Annotated in this window: 11 protein-coding genes; 6 read left to right on the forward strand and 5 right to left on the reverse strand. The window is 71.8% G+C overall.

Translation table 11 applies throughout. The features are described 5' to 3' along the window. Window positions 1–3: 3 nt before the first annotated feature. Window positions 4–900, forward strand: a complete 897-nt coding sequence (locus ACF1GV_RS01630) for a LysR family transcriptional regulator (RefSeq protein WP_391676873.1) — start codon at window positions 4–6, stop codon at window positions 898–900. Between the two features lie 18 nt (window positions 901–918). Here ACF1GV_RS01630 and ACF1GV_RS01635 read toward each other — a convergent pair whose 3' ends face one another. Together ACF1GV_RS01635 and pepN are read right to left on the reverse strand one after the other, a co-directional pair. Then, window positions 919–1,476, reverse strand: a complete 558-nt coding sequence (locus tag ACF1GV_RS01635; RefSeq protein WP_391676874.1) for a DUF3291 domain-containing protein — start codon at window positions 1,474–1,476, stop codon at window positions 919–921. Between the two features lie 415 nt (window positions 1,477–1,891). Further along, the gene (gene pepN / locus ACF1GV_RS01640; protein ID WP_391676875.1) at window positions 1,892–4,459 is read right to left on the reverse strand and encodes an aminopeptidase N; all 2,568 of its coding nucleotides are present in this window, start codon (window positions 4,457–4,459) and stop codon (window positions 1,892–1,894) included. Window positions 4,460–4,593: 134 nt separating this feature from the next. Here pepN and ACF1GV_RS01645 point away from each other — a divergent pair, with 134 nt between their 5' ends. Further along, complete coding sequence (locus ACF1GV_RS01645; RefSeq protein ID WP_391676877.1) at window positions 4,594–5,067, forward strand: DUF1203 domain-containing protein; 474 nt, start codon at window positions 4,594–4,596, stop codon at window positions 5,065–5,067. On the opposite strand, the gene ACF1GV_RS01650 is transcribed toward ACF1GV_RS01645, so the two are convergent. Next, window positions 5,064–6,080 (reverse strand): aspartate-semialdehyde dehydrogenase, encoded by a 1,017-nt coding sequence (locus ACF1GV_RS01650; RefSeq protein ID WP_391676879.1) that lies wholly within the window; start codon window positions 6,078–6,080, stop codon window positions 5,064–5,066. The two genes, ACF1GV_RS01645 and ACF1GV_RS01650, sit on opposite strands and share 4 nt — an antisense overlap. Before the next feature lie 331 nt (window positions 6,081–6,411). Here ACF1GV_RS01650 and ACF1GV_RS01655 point away from each other — a divergent pair, with 331 nt between their 5' ends. Together ACF1GV_RS01655 and ACF1GV_RS01660 are read left to right on the forward strand one after the other, a co-directional pair. Next, on the forward strand, window positions 6,412–6,939 hold the full coding sequence (locus ACF1GV_RS01655; protein WP_391678444.1) for an RNA polymerase sigma factor: 528 nt from the start codon (window positions 6,412–6,414) through the stop codon (window positions 6,937–6,939). Between the two features lies 1 nt (window position 6,940). Further along, window positions 6,941–7,723 carry a hypothetical protein gene (locus tag ACF1GV_RS01660; protein ID WP_391676880.1) on the forward strand — a complete coding sequence of 261 codons (783 nt, stop codon included), beginning with the start codon at window positions 6,941–6,943 and terminating at the stop codon, window positions 7,721–7,723. A 71-nt stretch (window positions 7,724–7,794) separates the two neighbouring features. Here the strand turns inward: ACF1GV_RS01660 and ACF1GV_RS01665 are convergent, their stop codons facing one another. Beyond that, window positions 7,795–11,085, reverse strand: a complete 3,291-nt coding sequence (locus tag ACF1GV_RS01665) for a S8 family serine peptidase (RefSeq protein ID WP_391676881.1) — start codon at window positions 11,083–11,085, stop codon at window positions 7,795–7,797. 181 nt (window positions 11,086–11,266) lie between these two features. Here ACF1GV_RS01665 and ACF1GV_RS01670 point away from each other — a divergent pair, with 181 nt between their 5' ends. Beyond that, complete coding sequence (locus tag ACF1GV_RS01670; RefSeq protein WP_391676883.1) at window positions 11,267–11,737, forward strand: NUDIX hydrolase; 471 nt, start codon at window positions 11,267–11,269, stop codon at window positions 11,735–11,737. A gap of 106 nt (window positions 11,738–11,843) precedes the next feature. Continuing rightward, on the forward strand, window positions 11,844–12,983 hold the full coding sequence (locus ACF1GV_RS01675) for a serine hydrolase domain-containing protein (RefSeq protein WP_391676884.1): 1,140 nt from the start codon (window positions 11,844–11,846) through the stop codon (window positions 12,981–12,983). A gap of 80 nt (window positions 12,984–13,063) precedes the next feature. Here ACF1GV_RS01675 and ACF1GV_RS01680 read toward each other — a convergent pair whose 3' ends face one another. Further along, complete coding sequence (locus ACF1GV_RS01680) at window positions 13,064–14,131, reverse strand: hypothetical protein (protein WP_391676886.1); 1,068 nt, start codon at window positions 14,129–14,131, stop codon at window positions 13,064–13,066. Between the last annotated feature and the right edge of the window lie 50 nt (window positions 14,132–14,181).

Consider the following 14,181-nt stretch of genomic DNA (forward strand, 5'->3'; position numbering starts at 1 on the left):
TCCATGGCCGACTGGGACATCCGGAAACTGCAGATCCTGCGCACCCTGAGGGAGGAGGGCACGGTCACCGCGACCGCCGAGGCCCTGCGGATGACCCCGTCGGCCGTCTCCCAGCAGCTCACCAACCTCGCCCGGCAGCTCGGCGTGCCCCTGCTGGAGGCCCACGGGCGCCGGGTGCGGCTGACGGCGGCGGCCCGGCTGGTACTGCGGCACACGGAAGCCGTCTTCGAACAACTCCGGCGCGCCGAGAGCGAACTGACGGCCTACGTCCAGGGTGAGGCCGGTGAGGTGAGAGTGGGCGCGTTCTCCACGGCCGTACCGGCGCTGGTCGTACCGGCCGTCCGCAGCCTGAGGACGTCGGCGCCGGGGGTGACCGTCCGCGTGCGCGAGGCGGAGGCGGCGGAGGCGTACGACCTCCTCGCGGCCGGCGACGTCGACCTGGCCCTCTCCCTGGCGGCCCACGCGCCCACCGCGCGCGACACCCGCTTCCACCTGGTGCCGCTGCTGGCCGACCCCCTGGACGTGGCCCTGCCCCGGGACCACCCGCTGGCTTCCTCTCCGGCGCTCCGCCTGGCCGACCTGGCGGCCGAGCCGTGGATCTTCGGCGGCAGCGGTCCCTGGTCGGACATCACCCGCGCCGCCTGCGAGGCGGCCGGCTTCAGCCCCGCCCAGGGCCACGCGGCGTCCGGCTGGACGGCGATCCTGGCGATGGTGGAGGCGGGCATGGGGGTGGCGCTGGTCCCCCGCATGGCGGCGGTCCCGCGAACGGGCGTGGCCATGCGCCACCTCTCCGAGGACAGCCCGGTCCGCCACGTCCTGGCGGCGACCCGCCGAGGAACAACGGAAGCGCCGGCGGTGGCCCGAGTGCTGCAGGCCCTACGCGAGGCGTCCAACGGGTAGCGTCCCCGGCGTCGGCTGTCAGCGAACCTGCTCGCTCTTCGGCCCGATGCCTTTGTTCCTGGTCGGAGTTCCGTCCGGGGTGAACGAGTGGTGGAAGGTGAAGGCGTGCGGCGCGGAGCCGTGGCCGTGGAGGTGTTCCAGCCTGGAAACCCCGTCCTGCCAGGTGGGTATCACGCCGTCGGGGACCCACCAGATCACGTAATTCGGGTGCCCTGCCCTCTCGAACCAGTCGTAACGCCTGTTCAGCGCCTCACGGTGCAGACCGGTGTAGACGGCGTCGAAGGCGGGGCGCAGGCCGGTCCAGAGCGAGAGGGTCGCGGCCAGGGCGGTGGTTTCCGCCGTACGGCCCTTGCCGTACCAAGCCGGTACGGCGAACTCTCCCCATGCACCCCAGTCCGCCTCGAAGAGCACGCCCTGGTCACCGCCTGCCGCTTCAGCACGCGCGAGATACCCGGGGTGCTGACTGATCTCCCGGTAGACGACCTCACCGATGTCGTAGAACTCGCGCGTGAGAGGTGCGGGATCGGCGAGAGGTGACTTCAGGACGCCGAATGTGTAAAGCGCAAGATGGGGCATGCGTCTCTCCCTGGTCGAGGGTGGACTGGTGCGGACCCGGTTCGGTGGCCTACGCCTGGGGGCGAGGATTCGTGGGGCGTGACCAACTGGGTGGCTCAGCCGGAAGGAACTCCCGTGCGACCGTGGGCGATCGCCGAAGACCAGGTGAAGGTAGCGGTCTCCGCGGGCCATGTCGAAGTTGCGTTTTCCCCGCCCAAGTGGCCCCCTGTACCGGTCACTTCGGGAGCCCGAGCGGGGCAGGCTGCGGGATACCGGTGACCCGCTCCGGCCCCGGCCCACCACGCACGGCAGGCGAGACACCAGCCCCCCACCGGACAGCAAGGGGCCGCCGCAGGCACAAAAGGGGTGCGGGGAACTGTGCGACCAGCCCCCACACACCCGCAGCCGAACGACGGCCCCGACCGCTCAGACCGCGTCAGCGCCCCGCGTCCGCCGCCCGAGCCCGCAGCGCCCGCTCAACCCCCGACCGCGACTCCGACACCAACCGCCGCAGAGCCGCGTTCGGCGACGCGGAAGACAGCCACTCGTCCGTGGCCCGCAGCGTCTCCTGCGACACCTGGACCGACGGATACAGCCCCACCGCGATCTGCTGCGCCATCTCGTGCGACCGAGACTCCCACACGCCCTTGACCGCCGCGAAGTACTTCTCGGTGTACGGCGCGAGAAGCTCCCGCTGATCCGTCTGCACGAACCCCGCGATCACCGCCTCCTGCACGGCGTTCGGCAGCTTGTCGGACTCCACGACCGACGCCCAGGCCTCCGCCTTCGCCTCCGGCGTGGGCCGCGCCGCCCGCGCGGTCGCCGCGTGCCGCTCACCGGCCGCGGTCCTGTCCCGCTCGTACTCGCCCGCGATCTCCGCCTCGTCGAAGCGCCCCACCGCGGCGAGCCGCTCCACGAACGCCCACCGCAGCTCGGTGTCCACCACGAGCCCCTCGACCGACTGCGAGCCGTCCAGCAGTGCCTCCAGCAGGTCCAGCTGCTCCGGCGTACGGGCCGTCGCCGCGAACGCCCGCGCCCAGGCCAGCTGGTGGTCGCTGCCCGGCGCGGCGGACCGCAGGTGGGCCAGCGTGGCGTCGGTCCAGCGGCTCAGCAGCGCGTCCCGCGCGGCCGGGTCGGCGTACAGGTCGATCGCGAGCTTCACCTGACGGTGCAGCGACTGCACCACACCGATGTCGGACTCCTTGCCGATGCCGGACAGCACCAGCTCCAGATAGTCCCGGGTCGCCAGCTCCGCGTCCCGCGTCATGTCCCACGCGGACGCCCAGCACAGCGCACGCGGCAGGGACTCCGTGAAGTCCCCGAGGTGCTCGGTGACGAACGCCAGCGACTGCTCGTCCAGCCGGACCTTCGCGTACGACAGGTCGTCGTCGTTCAGCAGCACGACCGCCGGACGCCGCTTGCCGACCAGCTGCGGTACGGCGGTCAGTTCCCCGTCGACGTCCAGCTCGACGCGCTCCACCCGCACCAGCTTGCCCGCCTCGTCGAGGTCGTAGAACCCGACGGCGATCCGGTGCGGCCGCAGCACGGGCTCGCCCTTGGCGCCGGCGGGCAGCGCGGGCGCCTCCTGCCGGATGGCGAACGACGTGACGACACCCTCGCCGTCCGTCTCGATCTCGGGCCGCAGCACATTGATGCCGGCCGTCTGCAGCCACTTCTGCGACCAGGTCTTCAGGTCCCGCCCGGAGGTCTCCTCCAGCGCGCCCAGCAGGTCCGACAGCCGCGTGTTGGCGAACGCGTGCTGCTTGAAGTACGCCTGCACGCCCCGGAAGAACTCGTCCTCACCGACGTACGCGACGAGCTGCTTCAGCACCGACGCGCCCTTGGCGTAGGTGATGCCGTCGAAGTTGACGAGCACGTCGTCCAGGTCGCGGATGTCCGCCATGATCGGGTGGGTGGACGGCAGCTGGTCCTGCCGGTAGGCCCAGGTCTTCATGGAGTTGGCGAACGTGGTCCACGAGTGCGGCCACCGCGAGCCCGGCGCGGCCGCCTGGCAGGCGATCGACGTGTACGTGGCGAACGACTCGTTCAGCCACAGGTCGTTCCACCACTCCATGGTGACCAGGTCGCCGAACCACATGTGGGCCAGCTCGTGCAGGATCGTCTCCGCACGCACCTCGTACGCCGCGTCGGTCACCTTGGATCGGAAGACGTACTGGTCGCGGATGGTGACCGCACCGGCGTTCTCCATCGCGCCCGCGTTGAACTCGGGCACGAAGAGCTGGTCGTACTTGGCGAACGGGTAGGCGTAGTCGAACTTCTCCTGGAACCAGTCGAAGCCCTGCCGGGTGACCTCGAAGATCGCGTCAGCGTCGAGGTACTCGGCGAGCGAGGGCCGGCAGTAGATGCCGAGCGGCACGGACTGCCCGTCCTTCTCGTACACGCTGTGCACCGCGTGGTACGGGCCGACGATCAGCGCGGTGATGTAGCTGGAGATACGCGGGGTCGGCTCGAAGGCCCAGACGTTGTCCTTGGGCTCCGGCGTCGGTGAGTTCGACACGACGGTCCAGCCCTCGGGCGCCTTCACGGTGAACTGGAAGGTCGCCTTCAGGTCCGGCTGCTCGAAGGACGCGAACACGCGCCGCGCGTCCGGCACCTCGAACTGCGTGTACAGGTAGGCCTGCTGGTCGACCGGGTCGACGAACCGGTGCAGGCCCTCGCCGGTGTTGGTGTAGGCGCAGTCGGCGACGATGCGCAGGATGTTGCGGCCCTCGAGCAGCCCGGGCAGCGCGATCCGGGAGTCCTCGAAGACCTCCGCCGGGTCCAGCGCGTCCCCGTTGAGGGTCACCTCGTGGACGGTGGGCGCCACCAGGTCGATGAAGGACGTGGCGCCGCTCGCTGCGACGTCGAAGCGCACCGTGGTCACGGACCGGTAGGTGCCGCCCTCCTGCGCGCCGGAGAGGTCGAGATCGATCTCGTACGAGTCAACGGTGAGCAGCTCTGCCCGCTGCTGCGCCTCTTCGCGAGTCAGGTTTGTGCCAGGCACGCGGTCATCTCCTCGTGATGTGTCGGTTGCGCCATCCTTCCACGTCAGCTCCGGCTTCGGCGCTGATCCGGCGCGGGCGGCACGAGGTCCGAATTCCGCCGGTGCCGCGTGCCCGCGCGCGCGAGGCTGAGGACATGACCATGTACACCGCACGACCCATCGCAGCCGAGGTCCTGAAGGACCTGCGCACCACCGACGACGCGGGCCGCGCCCCGTCCGCGATCACCGACGACGAGGGCGGGGCCCCGCTGCGCTGCTGCCTGCGTCACAGCGAGCCGGGGGAGCGGATCGCCCTGGTCTCGTACGCGCCCCTGCGCCGCTGGGCGTCCGAGACCGGCGCGGAGCCGGGACCGTACGACGAGCAGGGCCCGGTGTTCATCCACGCCGAGGAGTGCGCGGGCCCGCAGGGCGACGGCCTGGCGTTCACGAACGCCCACCGTGTCCTGCGCCGCTACTCCGCCGAGGGCCACATCCTCGGTGGGCGGCTGGTCGAGGAGGGCTTCGGCGACGAGGACCTCCGGAAAGCGTTCGACGACCCGTCCGTGGCGCTCGTCCACGTCCGGGCCGTCGAGTACGGCTGCTTCTACTACGAGGTCCGCAGGGCCTAGCCGCGCAGCTCCTCGGCCACCAGCTCCGCGATCTGGACCGCGTTCAGCGCGGCGCCCTTGCGCAGGTTGTCGTTGGAGATGAACAGGGCGAGGCCGTTGTCGACGGTCTCGTCCTGGCGGATGCGGCCCACGTAGGAGGGGTCCTTGCCGGCCGCCTGGAGCGGGGTGGGGATGTCGGACAGCTCCACGCCGGGAGCGTCCTTGAGCAGCTCGACCGCGCGCTGCGGGCTGATCGGCCGGGAGAAGCGGGCGTTGACCTGCAGGGAGTGGCCGGAGAAGACGGGGACGCGCACGCAGGTGCCGGAGACCTTCAGCCCGGGGATCTCCAGGATCTTGCGGGACTCGTTGCGCAGCTTCTGCTCCTCGTCGGTCTCGTTCAGACCGTCGTCGACGAGGTTGCCGGCGAAGGGCAGCACGTTGAAGGCGATGGGGCGCTTGTAGACACCCGGCTCGGGGAAGTCGACGGCCTCGCCGTCGTGGGTGAGCTGGTCGGCGTCGGCGATCACCTTCTGTGCCTGGCCGTGCAGCTCGGCCACGCCCGCGAGGCCGGAGCCGGACACCGCCTGGTAGGTGGCGACGACCAGCGCCTCGAGACCGGCCTCCGCGTGCAGCGGACGCAGCACCGGCATGGCGGCCATGGTGGTGCAGTTCGGGTTGGCGATGATGCCCTTGGGGCGGTTCGCGATCGCGTGCGGGTTCACCTCGGACACGACCAGCGGGACCTCGGGGTCCTTGCGCCAGGCGGAGGAGTTGTCGATCACGACGGCGCCCTGGGAGGCGACCTTCTCGGCCAGCGCCTTGGAGGTCGCGCCGCCCGCCGAGAACAGCACGATGTCCAGGCCGGAGTAGTCGGCGGTGGAGGCGTCCTCGACCGTGATGCCGTCGACGACCGACCCGGCCGAGCGGGCCGAGGCGAACAGGCGCAGCTCGTCCGTGGGGAAGTTCCGCTCCTTGAGGATCCTGCGCATGACCGTGCCGACCTGTCCGGTGGCTCCGACGATTCCGACCCTCACGGCGACTCCCTGTCTCTCACACTTGGCCGAGGCTCATGTGGCCGAGGCCTTTCCATCATGCGGCCGACCCCGGTCCGCCTGTCCAATTTATTGCGCGGTGTGCCCGCGGAATGGGACGCCCCGGGCCCGCAAGCGGTTCTGGACATTCGGCGTCCACCCCGGCTGAGCTGGAGAAATTCATTCCGCGGGCTTCCCGCACCGCAAGCTCCCCTGCCCATCGCGCTCTCGCCCACACGGAGTGTGACGTACGCCTCGCCGACGTCCCGGCGGGCGGGCCGAACGTTCCGGGCCGCCGCGGCGTCGTAGGAGCGACAGGGTGAGGGGGTGGCTGGTGCTGCGCAGAAGGGCCCGGCGCGGCCGGGGGACGTACGCCGAGGACGACCCGCTGGACGCGGCTCAGGAACGCCGGGTGCGGGCGGTGCTCGCGCTCGGGGGAGTGCCGCAGGCGGACCTGCCGGACGGGGTACAGCAGGTACGCCTGCGGCTGCTGGAACGCGCCGCCAAGGGCGAGGAGAGCCCGCGGGACGTCTCCGCGTGGGCGGCGGTCGTCGCCTCGAACCTGGCCATGGACTGGCACCGCGCCCGCCGCCGCCAGGAACGCCTCGGCGAGCGCCTGGCCGCGCTGCGGGAGCCCGCCGCGAGCGGCGAGGAGTCCCGTGTGCTCTCCCTCGCCGTCGCCCGGGGCCTGGACGAGCTGCCCGACGCCCAACGGCAGATCCTCGTCCTGCGCTTCTACGGCGACCTGCCGGTGCGCACCATCGCCGAACAGCTCGGCATCCCGGAGGGCACCGTCAAGAGCCGCCTGCACACGGCGGTACGGGCGCTGCGAGAGCGTCTGCACGAGGACGAGGTGGTGTGAGATGCCCGCCGAACACATGCCGGCCGGACACGACGGCCCGGACCCCCTGATGGCGGTGCTCACCGGCGAACCGCTGCCCGAGGAGGCCCGAGCCGATCCCGCCCGCCTGGCCGCGTACCGCGCCGCCGAGGCCGACGTGACCCTGCTGCGCGACCAGCTGACCCTGCTCGGCGACACACTGGCCGACGCCGCGCCGTTCCCGCCCCCGCCCCCGGCCCCCGAACCCGCGCCACGCGCCGCAGGCCCCACCCGCCCCGCCGCTCACTCGGGCCCCGGCGGTCCCGGGCGTTCGCGCCGGCGGTCCCGTGTGCGTGCCCTCTCCCTCGGCACGCTGGTCACGGCCATCGTCGTCACGGGAGCTCTCGGCACGGGCTGGCTGGTCACCCACTCGCCGGGCGGGAACGCCACCGCGGACGGGGCCTCGTCCAAGGCGGACGCCGATGCGGGGGCGGCCGGGCAGAGTGCCGCCGCCTACCTGGCCTGCGCCCGGCTGGTCGTCGAGGGCACGGTCACCGCCGTACGGCCGGGCCCCCGGGCCGGGCAGCAGCGGGTCACGCTGCACGTCACCCGCTCCTACAAGCCCGCCAAGGCGCCCGCCGACGTCACCTTCACCTGGGAGGAGTTCCTCGACCCACGGCCCGTCAAGGGCCGGCACGCGCTCGTCGGCATCCCGCGCAACGCCGACGTGCCCGACACCTGGGTCGTCGACACGCAGGAACTGGTCCAGGAGCGGGACTGGCTCGGCGGAGGACGGCCCGCGGCCACCGCCACGGCCTGCCCGTGACGCCACTGCGGACGGTACGACGAAGGGCGGGCGCCCGTTGCCGGACGCCCGCCCCACCGTCGTACGAACGACTACGACGTGACCTTCTCGATCTTCACGCTGCCGGTGCCCGCGGCCGTGCCGCGCGCGTCGACCAGCTGGACCTGGCCGAAGAACTCGCGGCCCTCCGGCGCGGCCGCCGCGGCGGTGACCGTGGCGGTCACCGCCGCGCTCTGGCCCGTGCCGAGCTTGACCGGCGCCGCCCCGTCCACCGAGACGGTGCCGAGGGAGGCGGCGAAGAACACGTCACGGTAGTCGTAGGCGGTGGTGCCGGACGGCACCGAGTAGCCCGCGACCTCGATCGTGTAGGTACCGGCGGCCGGCGAGGCGAGGGAGACCGCCTCCTCCGAGTCGCCGTCGGCGGACTGGCCGACGACCTTGCCGGAGGCGTCCTTGACCGTCAGGTCCAGGTCGGCCGACGCGTCGGAGACCGAGCCGATGGCGACGTCCAGGGACTTGGCGCCCTCGGGGACCACGACCGTGGAGGTCTGCGTCTCGCCCTGCTTGATCGACGGGCGGGCGTTCTTGGCGGAGCCGAGCGGACCGCCGGCGAGCTTGCCCTCCAGCGCGGCGAACTTGTTGGTCACCGTCCAGGACGCGGCGACCGGCGTGCCGACCTTGGCCTCGGGAACCGTCACCGTCTCCGGGTCGAAGGCGGCACCGAGGACGGCGACGTCCAGGGTGTAGGGGTTGTCGAGCAGCGGCGAGGTGCGGCGCGCCTCGACCTCGATCTCCCACACGCCCGGCTGCGGGTCGGCGTAGGAACGCACGTCCGGCTTGCAGCCGTTGCCGTCGAGGTAGTTGTTGTAGCAGTACGGCGTGGAGGTGTTGTCCACCGGCGTGCCGTAGGGGTGGATGGCGATGAAGCGGGTCTGGCTCTTGTCCTTCAGGCCGCCGATCGCCACCTCCAGCGACTTGGCGCCCTCGGGCACGGTCACGAAGTACGACCGGGTGCTGTTGCGCTGCACCGAGGAGGACTTGGTGACGGTGTAGGCGACCGGCGTGGAGACGACGACCGTCGACAGGATCTGCTTGTCGACGCCCTCCGTCCTCGGGTCGTCGACCTCCAGGATCGCGCTCTTGATGCCGGCCGACTTCGGGGCGGCCTGCACCCGCACGGTCACCGGCTGGTTCAGCGGCAGCTTGACCTCGTCGTCGCCGACGATGCGGAAGGTCCCGCCGGCGTTGTTCTCGAAGTGCAGCTCGTGCCGGAGCGCCTTGTCCGGGCCGGACGTACGGGTGATGGTGATGTCGTACGTCTTCTTCTGGCCGGCCTTCAGACCGCCCTCGCGGTCGTACAGGCCGGTGCCGAAGCCCGGGGTCTTCAGGGCGGAGTCGAGCGCGGTGTCGACCGGGGCCTTCACCGTGTAGTCGTGGGCGGTGGCGCCGTCCTTGATGGCGTCCCAGGCGTCCACGATGTTGATCAGGCCCGCGCCCTCCTCGTACGCCTGCGTGCCCTTGATGTGGTCGGCGGTCGAGGCGAGCGCCGTACGCAGGTTCGCCGGGGTGAGGTCGATGCCCTTCTGCTTGGCGGCGCTCAGCAGCAGCGCGCTCGCGCCCGTGGCCTGCGGGGAGGCCATCGAGGTGCCCTGCAGCATGGAGTAGCCGGCCGGCAGCGAGTAGCCCGACTCGGCGACCGGGGAGCCCGGCAGCCAGGTCTGGGTGGTGTTGATGGCCGCGCCGGGCGCGGTCAGCGTCGGCGTGAACCCGCCGTCCTCACGCGGGCCGCGCGAGGAGAACGGCATCATCGCGTACTTCTTCTCCACGACCGAGCCGTAGTTGGCGGCCCAGGTCTCCTTGGAGATGGCCGCGCCGACCGAGATGACCTTGTCGGCCAGACCCGGGTCACCGATGGTGTTCGCGCCGGGGCCGGAGTTGCCGGCGGAGATCACCAGCTGCACGCCGTAGGTGTCGATGAGGCGGGTGTACAGCTCGGCGCGCGCGTTGTTGCCGTCGTTGAGCGCGGGCAGACCGCCGATCGACATGTTGACGATGTCGACGCCGCGGTTGGTGACGAGGTCGATCATGCCCTCGGTGAGCGCGACGTTGGTGCAGCCGCCGCTCCAGGTGCAGGCGCGCGAGGAGACGATCTTGGCGCCGGGGGCGGCGCCGTTCATCTTCCCGCCGAACAGCCCGTTGGCGGCGGTGATGCCGGCCACGTGGGTGCCGTGCTCGGACTCGATGACGCCGATGTTGACGTAGTCGGCCTTGGCGCCGGAGGAGTTGTAGACGACGTCCTTGCGGACCTCGACGACGAACGGCTGCCGCTCGACGACGTCCGTCGCCGGGTCGTCGGTGCCGAAGTACCCGATCTGGAAGCCGTCCTTGTACGGCTTCATCGGGGTGTCGTCGGTGAAGTCGTGGTTGTTGTTCAGGTCGACGCGGACCGTGCCGGCCGCCGCGTCGTACAGCAGACCCCACGTGTCGGTGGTGTCGCCGTCGCGGTTGGCGTCGCCCTTGGCGTCGCCGCCGGTGGTGGCGGCCTCGCTGAACAGGTTGAAGCCGTAGGTGCCGGCGGGCGCGGTCCAGGTCTGGCCGGCCGCCGTGAAGGTGGGGCCGCCGACCTGGGTGCTCATCCGCCGCCAGGTGGCGTCGCCGTCCGCGACCGGGTCGGTCGCGGTGACCCAGTCGACGATCTTGCGCTCACCGGTGGTGGTCTTCTGCAGCGCCGGGTGACCGAGGTCCACGCCGGAGTCGAGGATGCCGATGGTGACGCCGCGGCCGTCCGCCTTCGGGTGGTCCTCGACGAAGTCGACGGCACCGGTCTCGAAGGACGGGTTGTACGGGTTCTCGGCGGGAGTGTCCTTGCCGGGTCCCGGGTACTTCGCCGTGCCCGCGGAGGACTTGGCGGCCTGTGCGTTCGGCGCCGGGTCGTCGAGCGGGATCTCCTGCTTCAGGTCGATCGCGTGCACCGACGACAGCTTCGCGGCGGCGGCGATGGCCGCGTCCGCCTTGCCGGTCGGGACGGTGGCGCGGACGTAGCCCAGCTTGTCGTAGGTACGGCCGACGAGACCGCCCTGGTCGTCCAGCTTCTCGGCGACCTGCTCGGTCTGGCCCGGCGCGGTCGCGATCATCATCGTGACCGTCTTGTCGCCGTCGGCCTTGGCCTCGGCGAGCCGGTCGGCGTCGTCGGCGCCGAGCTTGTCGTGCGCGGGCTTCACGCCCGGGTCGGCGGTGGGGACGCTGGTGGCGGCGCCGTCCGCGGCGAGCGCCAGGGGTATCGGCCCGGCGGCGCAGAGGGCGGCCACCACACCGGCGGCCACGGCGATGCGCGCCACGCGTCTGGCGCCCGGTATGGGGTCGCGCTGGGGGATGAGGGTCATCGGCATCCCTTGTCGGTAAAGGAGCGTGCGAGGACCGACCGGGACCGATCGGTCCAGGTCGGGGAGTGTCCGGAGAGCGATCCCGGATGAGCGGACAGCTTTACGCAAGGTCCGTTTGTTTGGGGAGAGTTGACCCAATCGAAATGGATGTATGGGGAAAACCCGCTATGGAGGGGCAGACGTGCGACGGAAATCGAGGGTGGCGGCGTACGCCGTGTGCGTGCGAGACGGACAGCTGCTGCTGGCCCGTTCACCCGGCCTGGACGGCAGCCCCGAGTGGGTGCTGCCCGGCGGCGGGGTGGAGCACGGCGAGGACCCGGCGGACGCCGTGGTGCGCGAACTCGCCGAGGAGACCGGTTACGACGTCGAGGTGAGTGCCCTGCTCGGCGTGCACTCCTCCCACCGCCTCTTTCCCCGCCGCGGCCTGCGCGGCCCCGTCGACCACCACGGGCTGCGCCTGGTCTACGAGGCCCGGGTGACCGGTGGCGAGCTGCGGTTCGAGGTGAACGGTTCCACCGACATGGCCGCCTGGCACGACCTCGAGGCGGTACCCGGCCTGCCCCGGGCCCGGATGGTCGAGGTCGGTCTGCGGCTGTGGCGTGAACGGCCCGCCACGGGGAGGGTGTTCGTGCCCGCCGACGACAACGGCTGAAAAGCGTCCACCGTCCCAGGGCCGCTCAACCCGGCGGCGCGGCGGCCGGTCTCTCCCCCCGACCGGGTCATCACGGGGGTGACCCGGCCACCACGAAGGGGAAGACATGAGAGCACGTTCCGCGCTGGCGGGTACCGCCGCAACCCTGCTGTCCCTGGCGCTCGCCGCGCCCGCGATGGCGGCGCCCACCGGCGGCGACCACCGGCACGACGCCACTCGCGCGGCCGTCCGGGCCCAGGTGGCGGCAGGCGTCCCGGGCGTCACCGTCACGGCCCAGGACGGACGGCACACCTGGAAGGACACGGCGGGCGTCGGTGATCTGCGCACCGGCGCGCCGCGCTCGACGGCCGACCGCTACCGCGTCGGCAGCATCACCAAGACGTTCGTCGCCACCGTGCTGCTGCAACTGGAGGCGGAGGGCCGGCTGTCACTCGACGACAGCGTGGAGAAGTGGCTGCCGGGCGTGCTCGACACGAACGGCTACGACGGTTCGAAGATCACCGTGCGGATGCTGCTCAACCACACCAGCGGCGTCTTCAACTACACCACGGACGACGCCGTCATCCGGACGTACTTCACCAAGGACGGCTTCTACGCGCACCGCTTCGACCGCATGACCCCCGGCCGGCTCCTCGCGATCGCCCTGGCCCACCGGCCGGACTTCGCGCCGGGCACGTCCTGGAACTACTCCAACACCAACTACCTGCTGGCCGCGCAGATCGTCGAGAAGGTCACCGGCCGCCCCTACGGCGAGGAGATCCGGCGCCGTGTCATCGCCCCGCTGCACCTGACCGGCACCTCGGTGCCCGGCACCCGCCCCGCCCTGCCGCAGCCCAGCAGCCGCGCCTACGGCAAGCTCGCCCGGGAGACCACCGGTCCGACGTACGACGTCACCGAGCTGAACCCGGCACTGGCCTACGGCTCGGGCGAGATGGTCTCCGACTCCGCCGACCTGAACCGCTTCTACCGGGCCCTGCTCGGCGGCGCCCTGCTCCCGCCGCAGCAGCTGAAGGAGATGAAGACGACGGTGAAGGCGGGGGACATCCCCGACGCGGGCTACGGCCTCGGCCTGATCGACCGCAAGCTGAGCTGCGGCGTCCATGTCTGGGGTCACGACGGCGGCATCCACGGTTCCTCCTCGGTGGCCGTCACCACCGCCGACGGCCGCCACTCGCTGGCGCTCAACCTCAACGGAGACTGGACCGGCGACACCGACGCGGTGGTCGAGGCCGAGTTCTGCGGCTGACGCAACCCAGCGGGAGGGGCGGCCGATTCCCCGCCGGCGGCCCCTCCCGTCCCCTCCTGACGCACTGTCCGGGTTCCCAACTACCGCGGCAGCACCACCACATAGGCGGCCGGATCACGGTCCGCGGAGGCCATCAGCGCCGTACGGATCACCGTGGCCTGCTGTTCCGCGGAATCCCGCAGCTTCTTCGGCGTCACATGGACGACCGTGATGCCGAGCCGCTCCAGCGTCTCGCGCTTTCGGGCGTATTCCGACCACAGCGCGTCGTCGTTCTGCCGGGGCGCCCGGGTGTCAAGCTCCACCGCCACCGCCTGCTCGGGCCAGTAGGCGTCCACACCGCCGAGGTGCGGGCCGCCCGGCAGCCGGAGGTCGACGTTCCAGACCGGGTCGGGCAGGGCGTGGTCGCGGACCATCGTGTAGAGGCGGTCCTCAGCGATGGCGCGGCCCTCGGCCAGCAGCAGGTCGAGGGCGTCCACCACGTGCGGGCGGGTCAGCAGCCGGGCGTCGTGCAGCTCGCGCACCAGGGGGGCCGGATCGCAGTGTCCTGCGCGCACCGCGTCGGTGAGCAGCCGGCGCACCACCCCCGCGTCCGACAGCCCGGCCACCGCGTCGGCCAGGGCGCGCGGCACCGGGGCGACCGGAACCCCGGTGACCTGCTCCGGGTCGGGCAGGACGGCGGTGCGCACGATCCGGGCGCAGCCGGTGGAGCGCAGCCGGCGCAGCCGCGGGACCAGCACGTCGATCTTGTCCAGGGACGGCAGCGGGGAAGTGGTGGCGAAGCCGTGCAGGGTGAGGGCCGCGAGACCGGTGATCATCGCCTCCCGGTAGGCCGGCGGACGGTGCGCGTCCCCGGCGCCGGGCTGCACCGGCACGCCGGAGGTGGCCGGCCCCGACTCCCGGGCCGCGTACATCAGCACCGCGTGCAGCCGCTCGTCGGAGGTCGGCGGGCCGGGGTGCAGCAGGATCACGCCGGGCAGCAGTTGCTGCCAGGAACCGCCGGAGCGGCACTGCTCGTTCAGGTCGGCGGTGGTCACGCCGTGGGCGCGCAGCTGGGCGACCGTCAGCACCCGGCGGTGGGTGTCGGGCAGGTGGCGCAGGTGACGCAGGGGGCGGGGGGCGGCCGGCGGGAGCGGGGTGTTGTGGTTCATGTCCCGGAGATTGCCGCGCCTGATCCATCCCTTAACCGCTGTTACACACC

The organism is Streptomyces sp. NPDC014006, assembly GCF_043088925.1.
GTDB lineage: Bacteria > Actinomycetota > Actinomycetes > Streptomycetales > Streptomycetaceae > Streptomyces.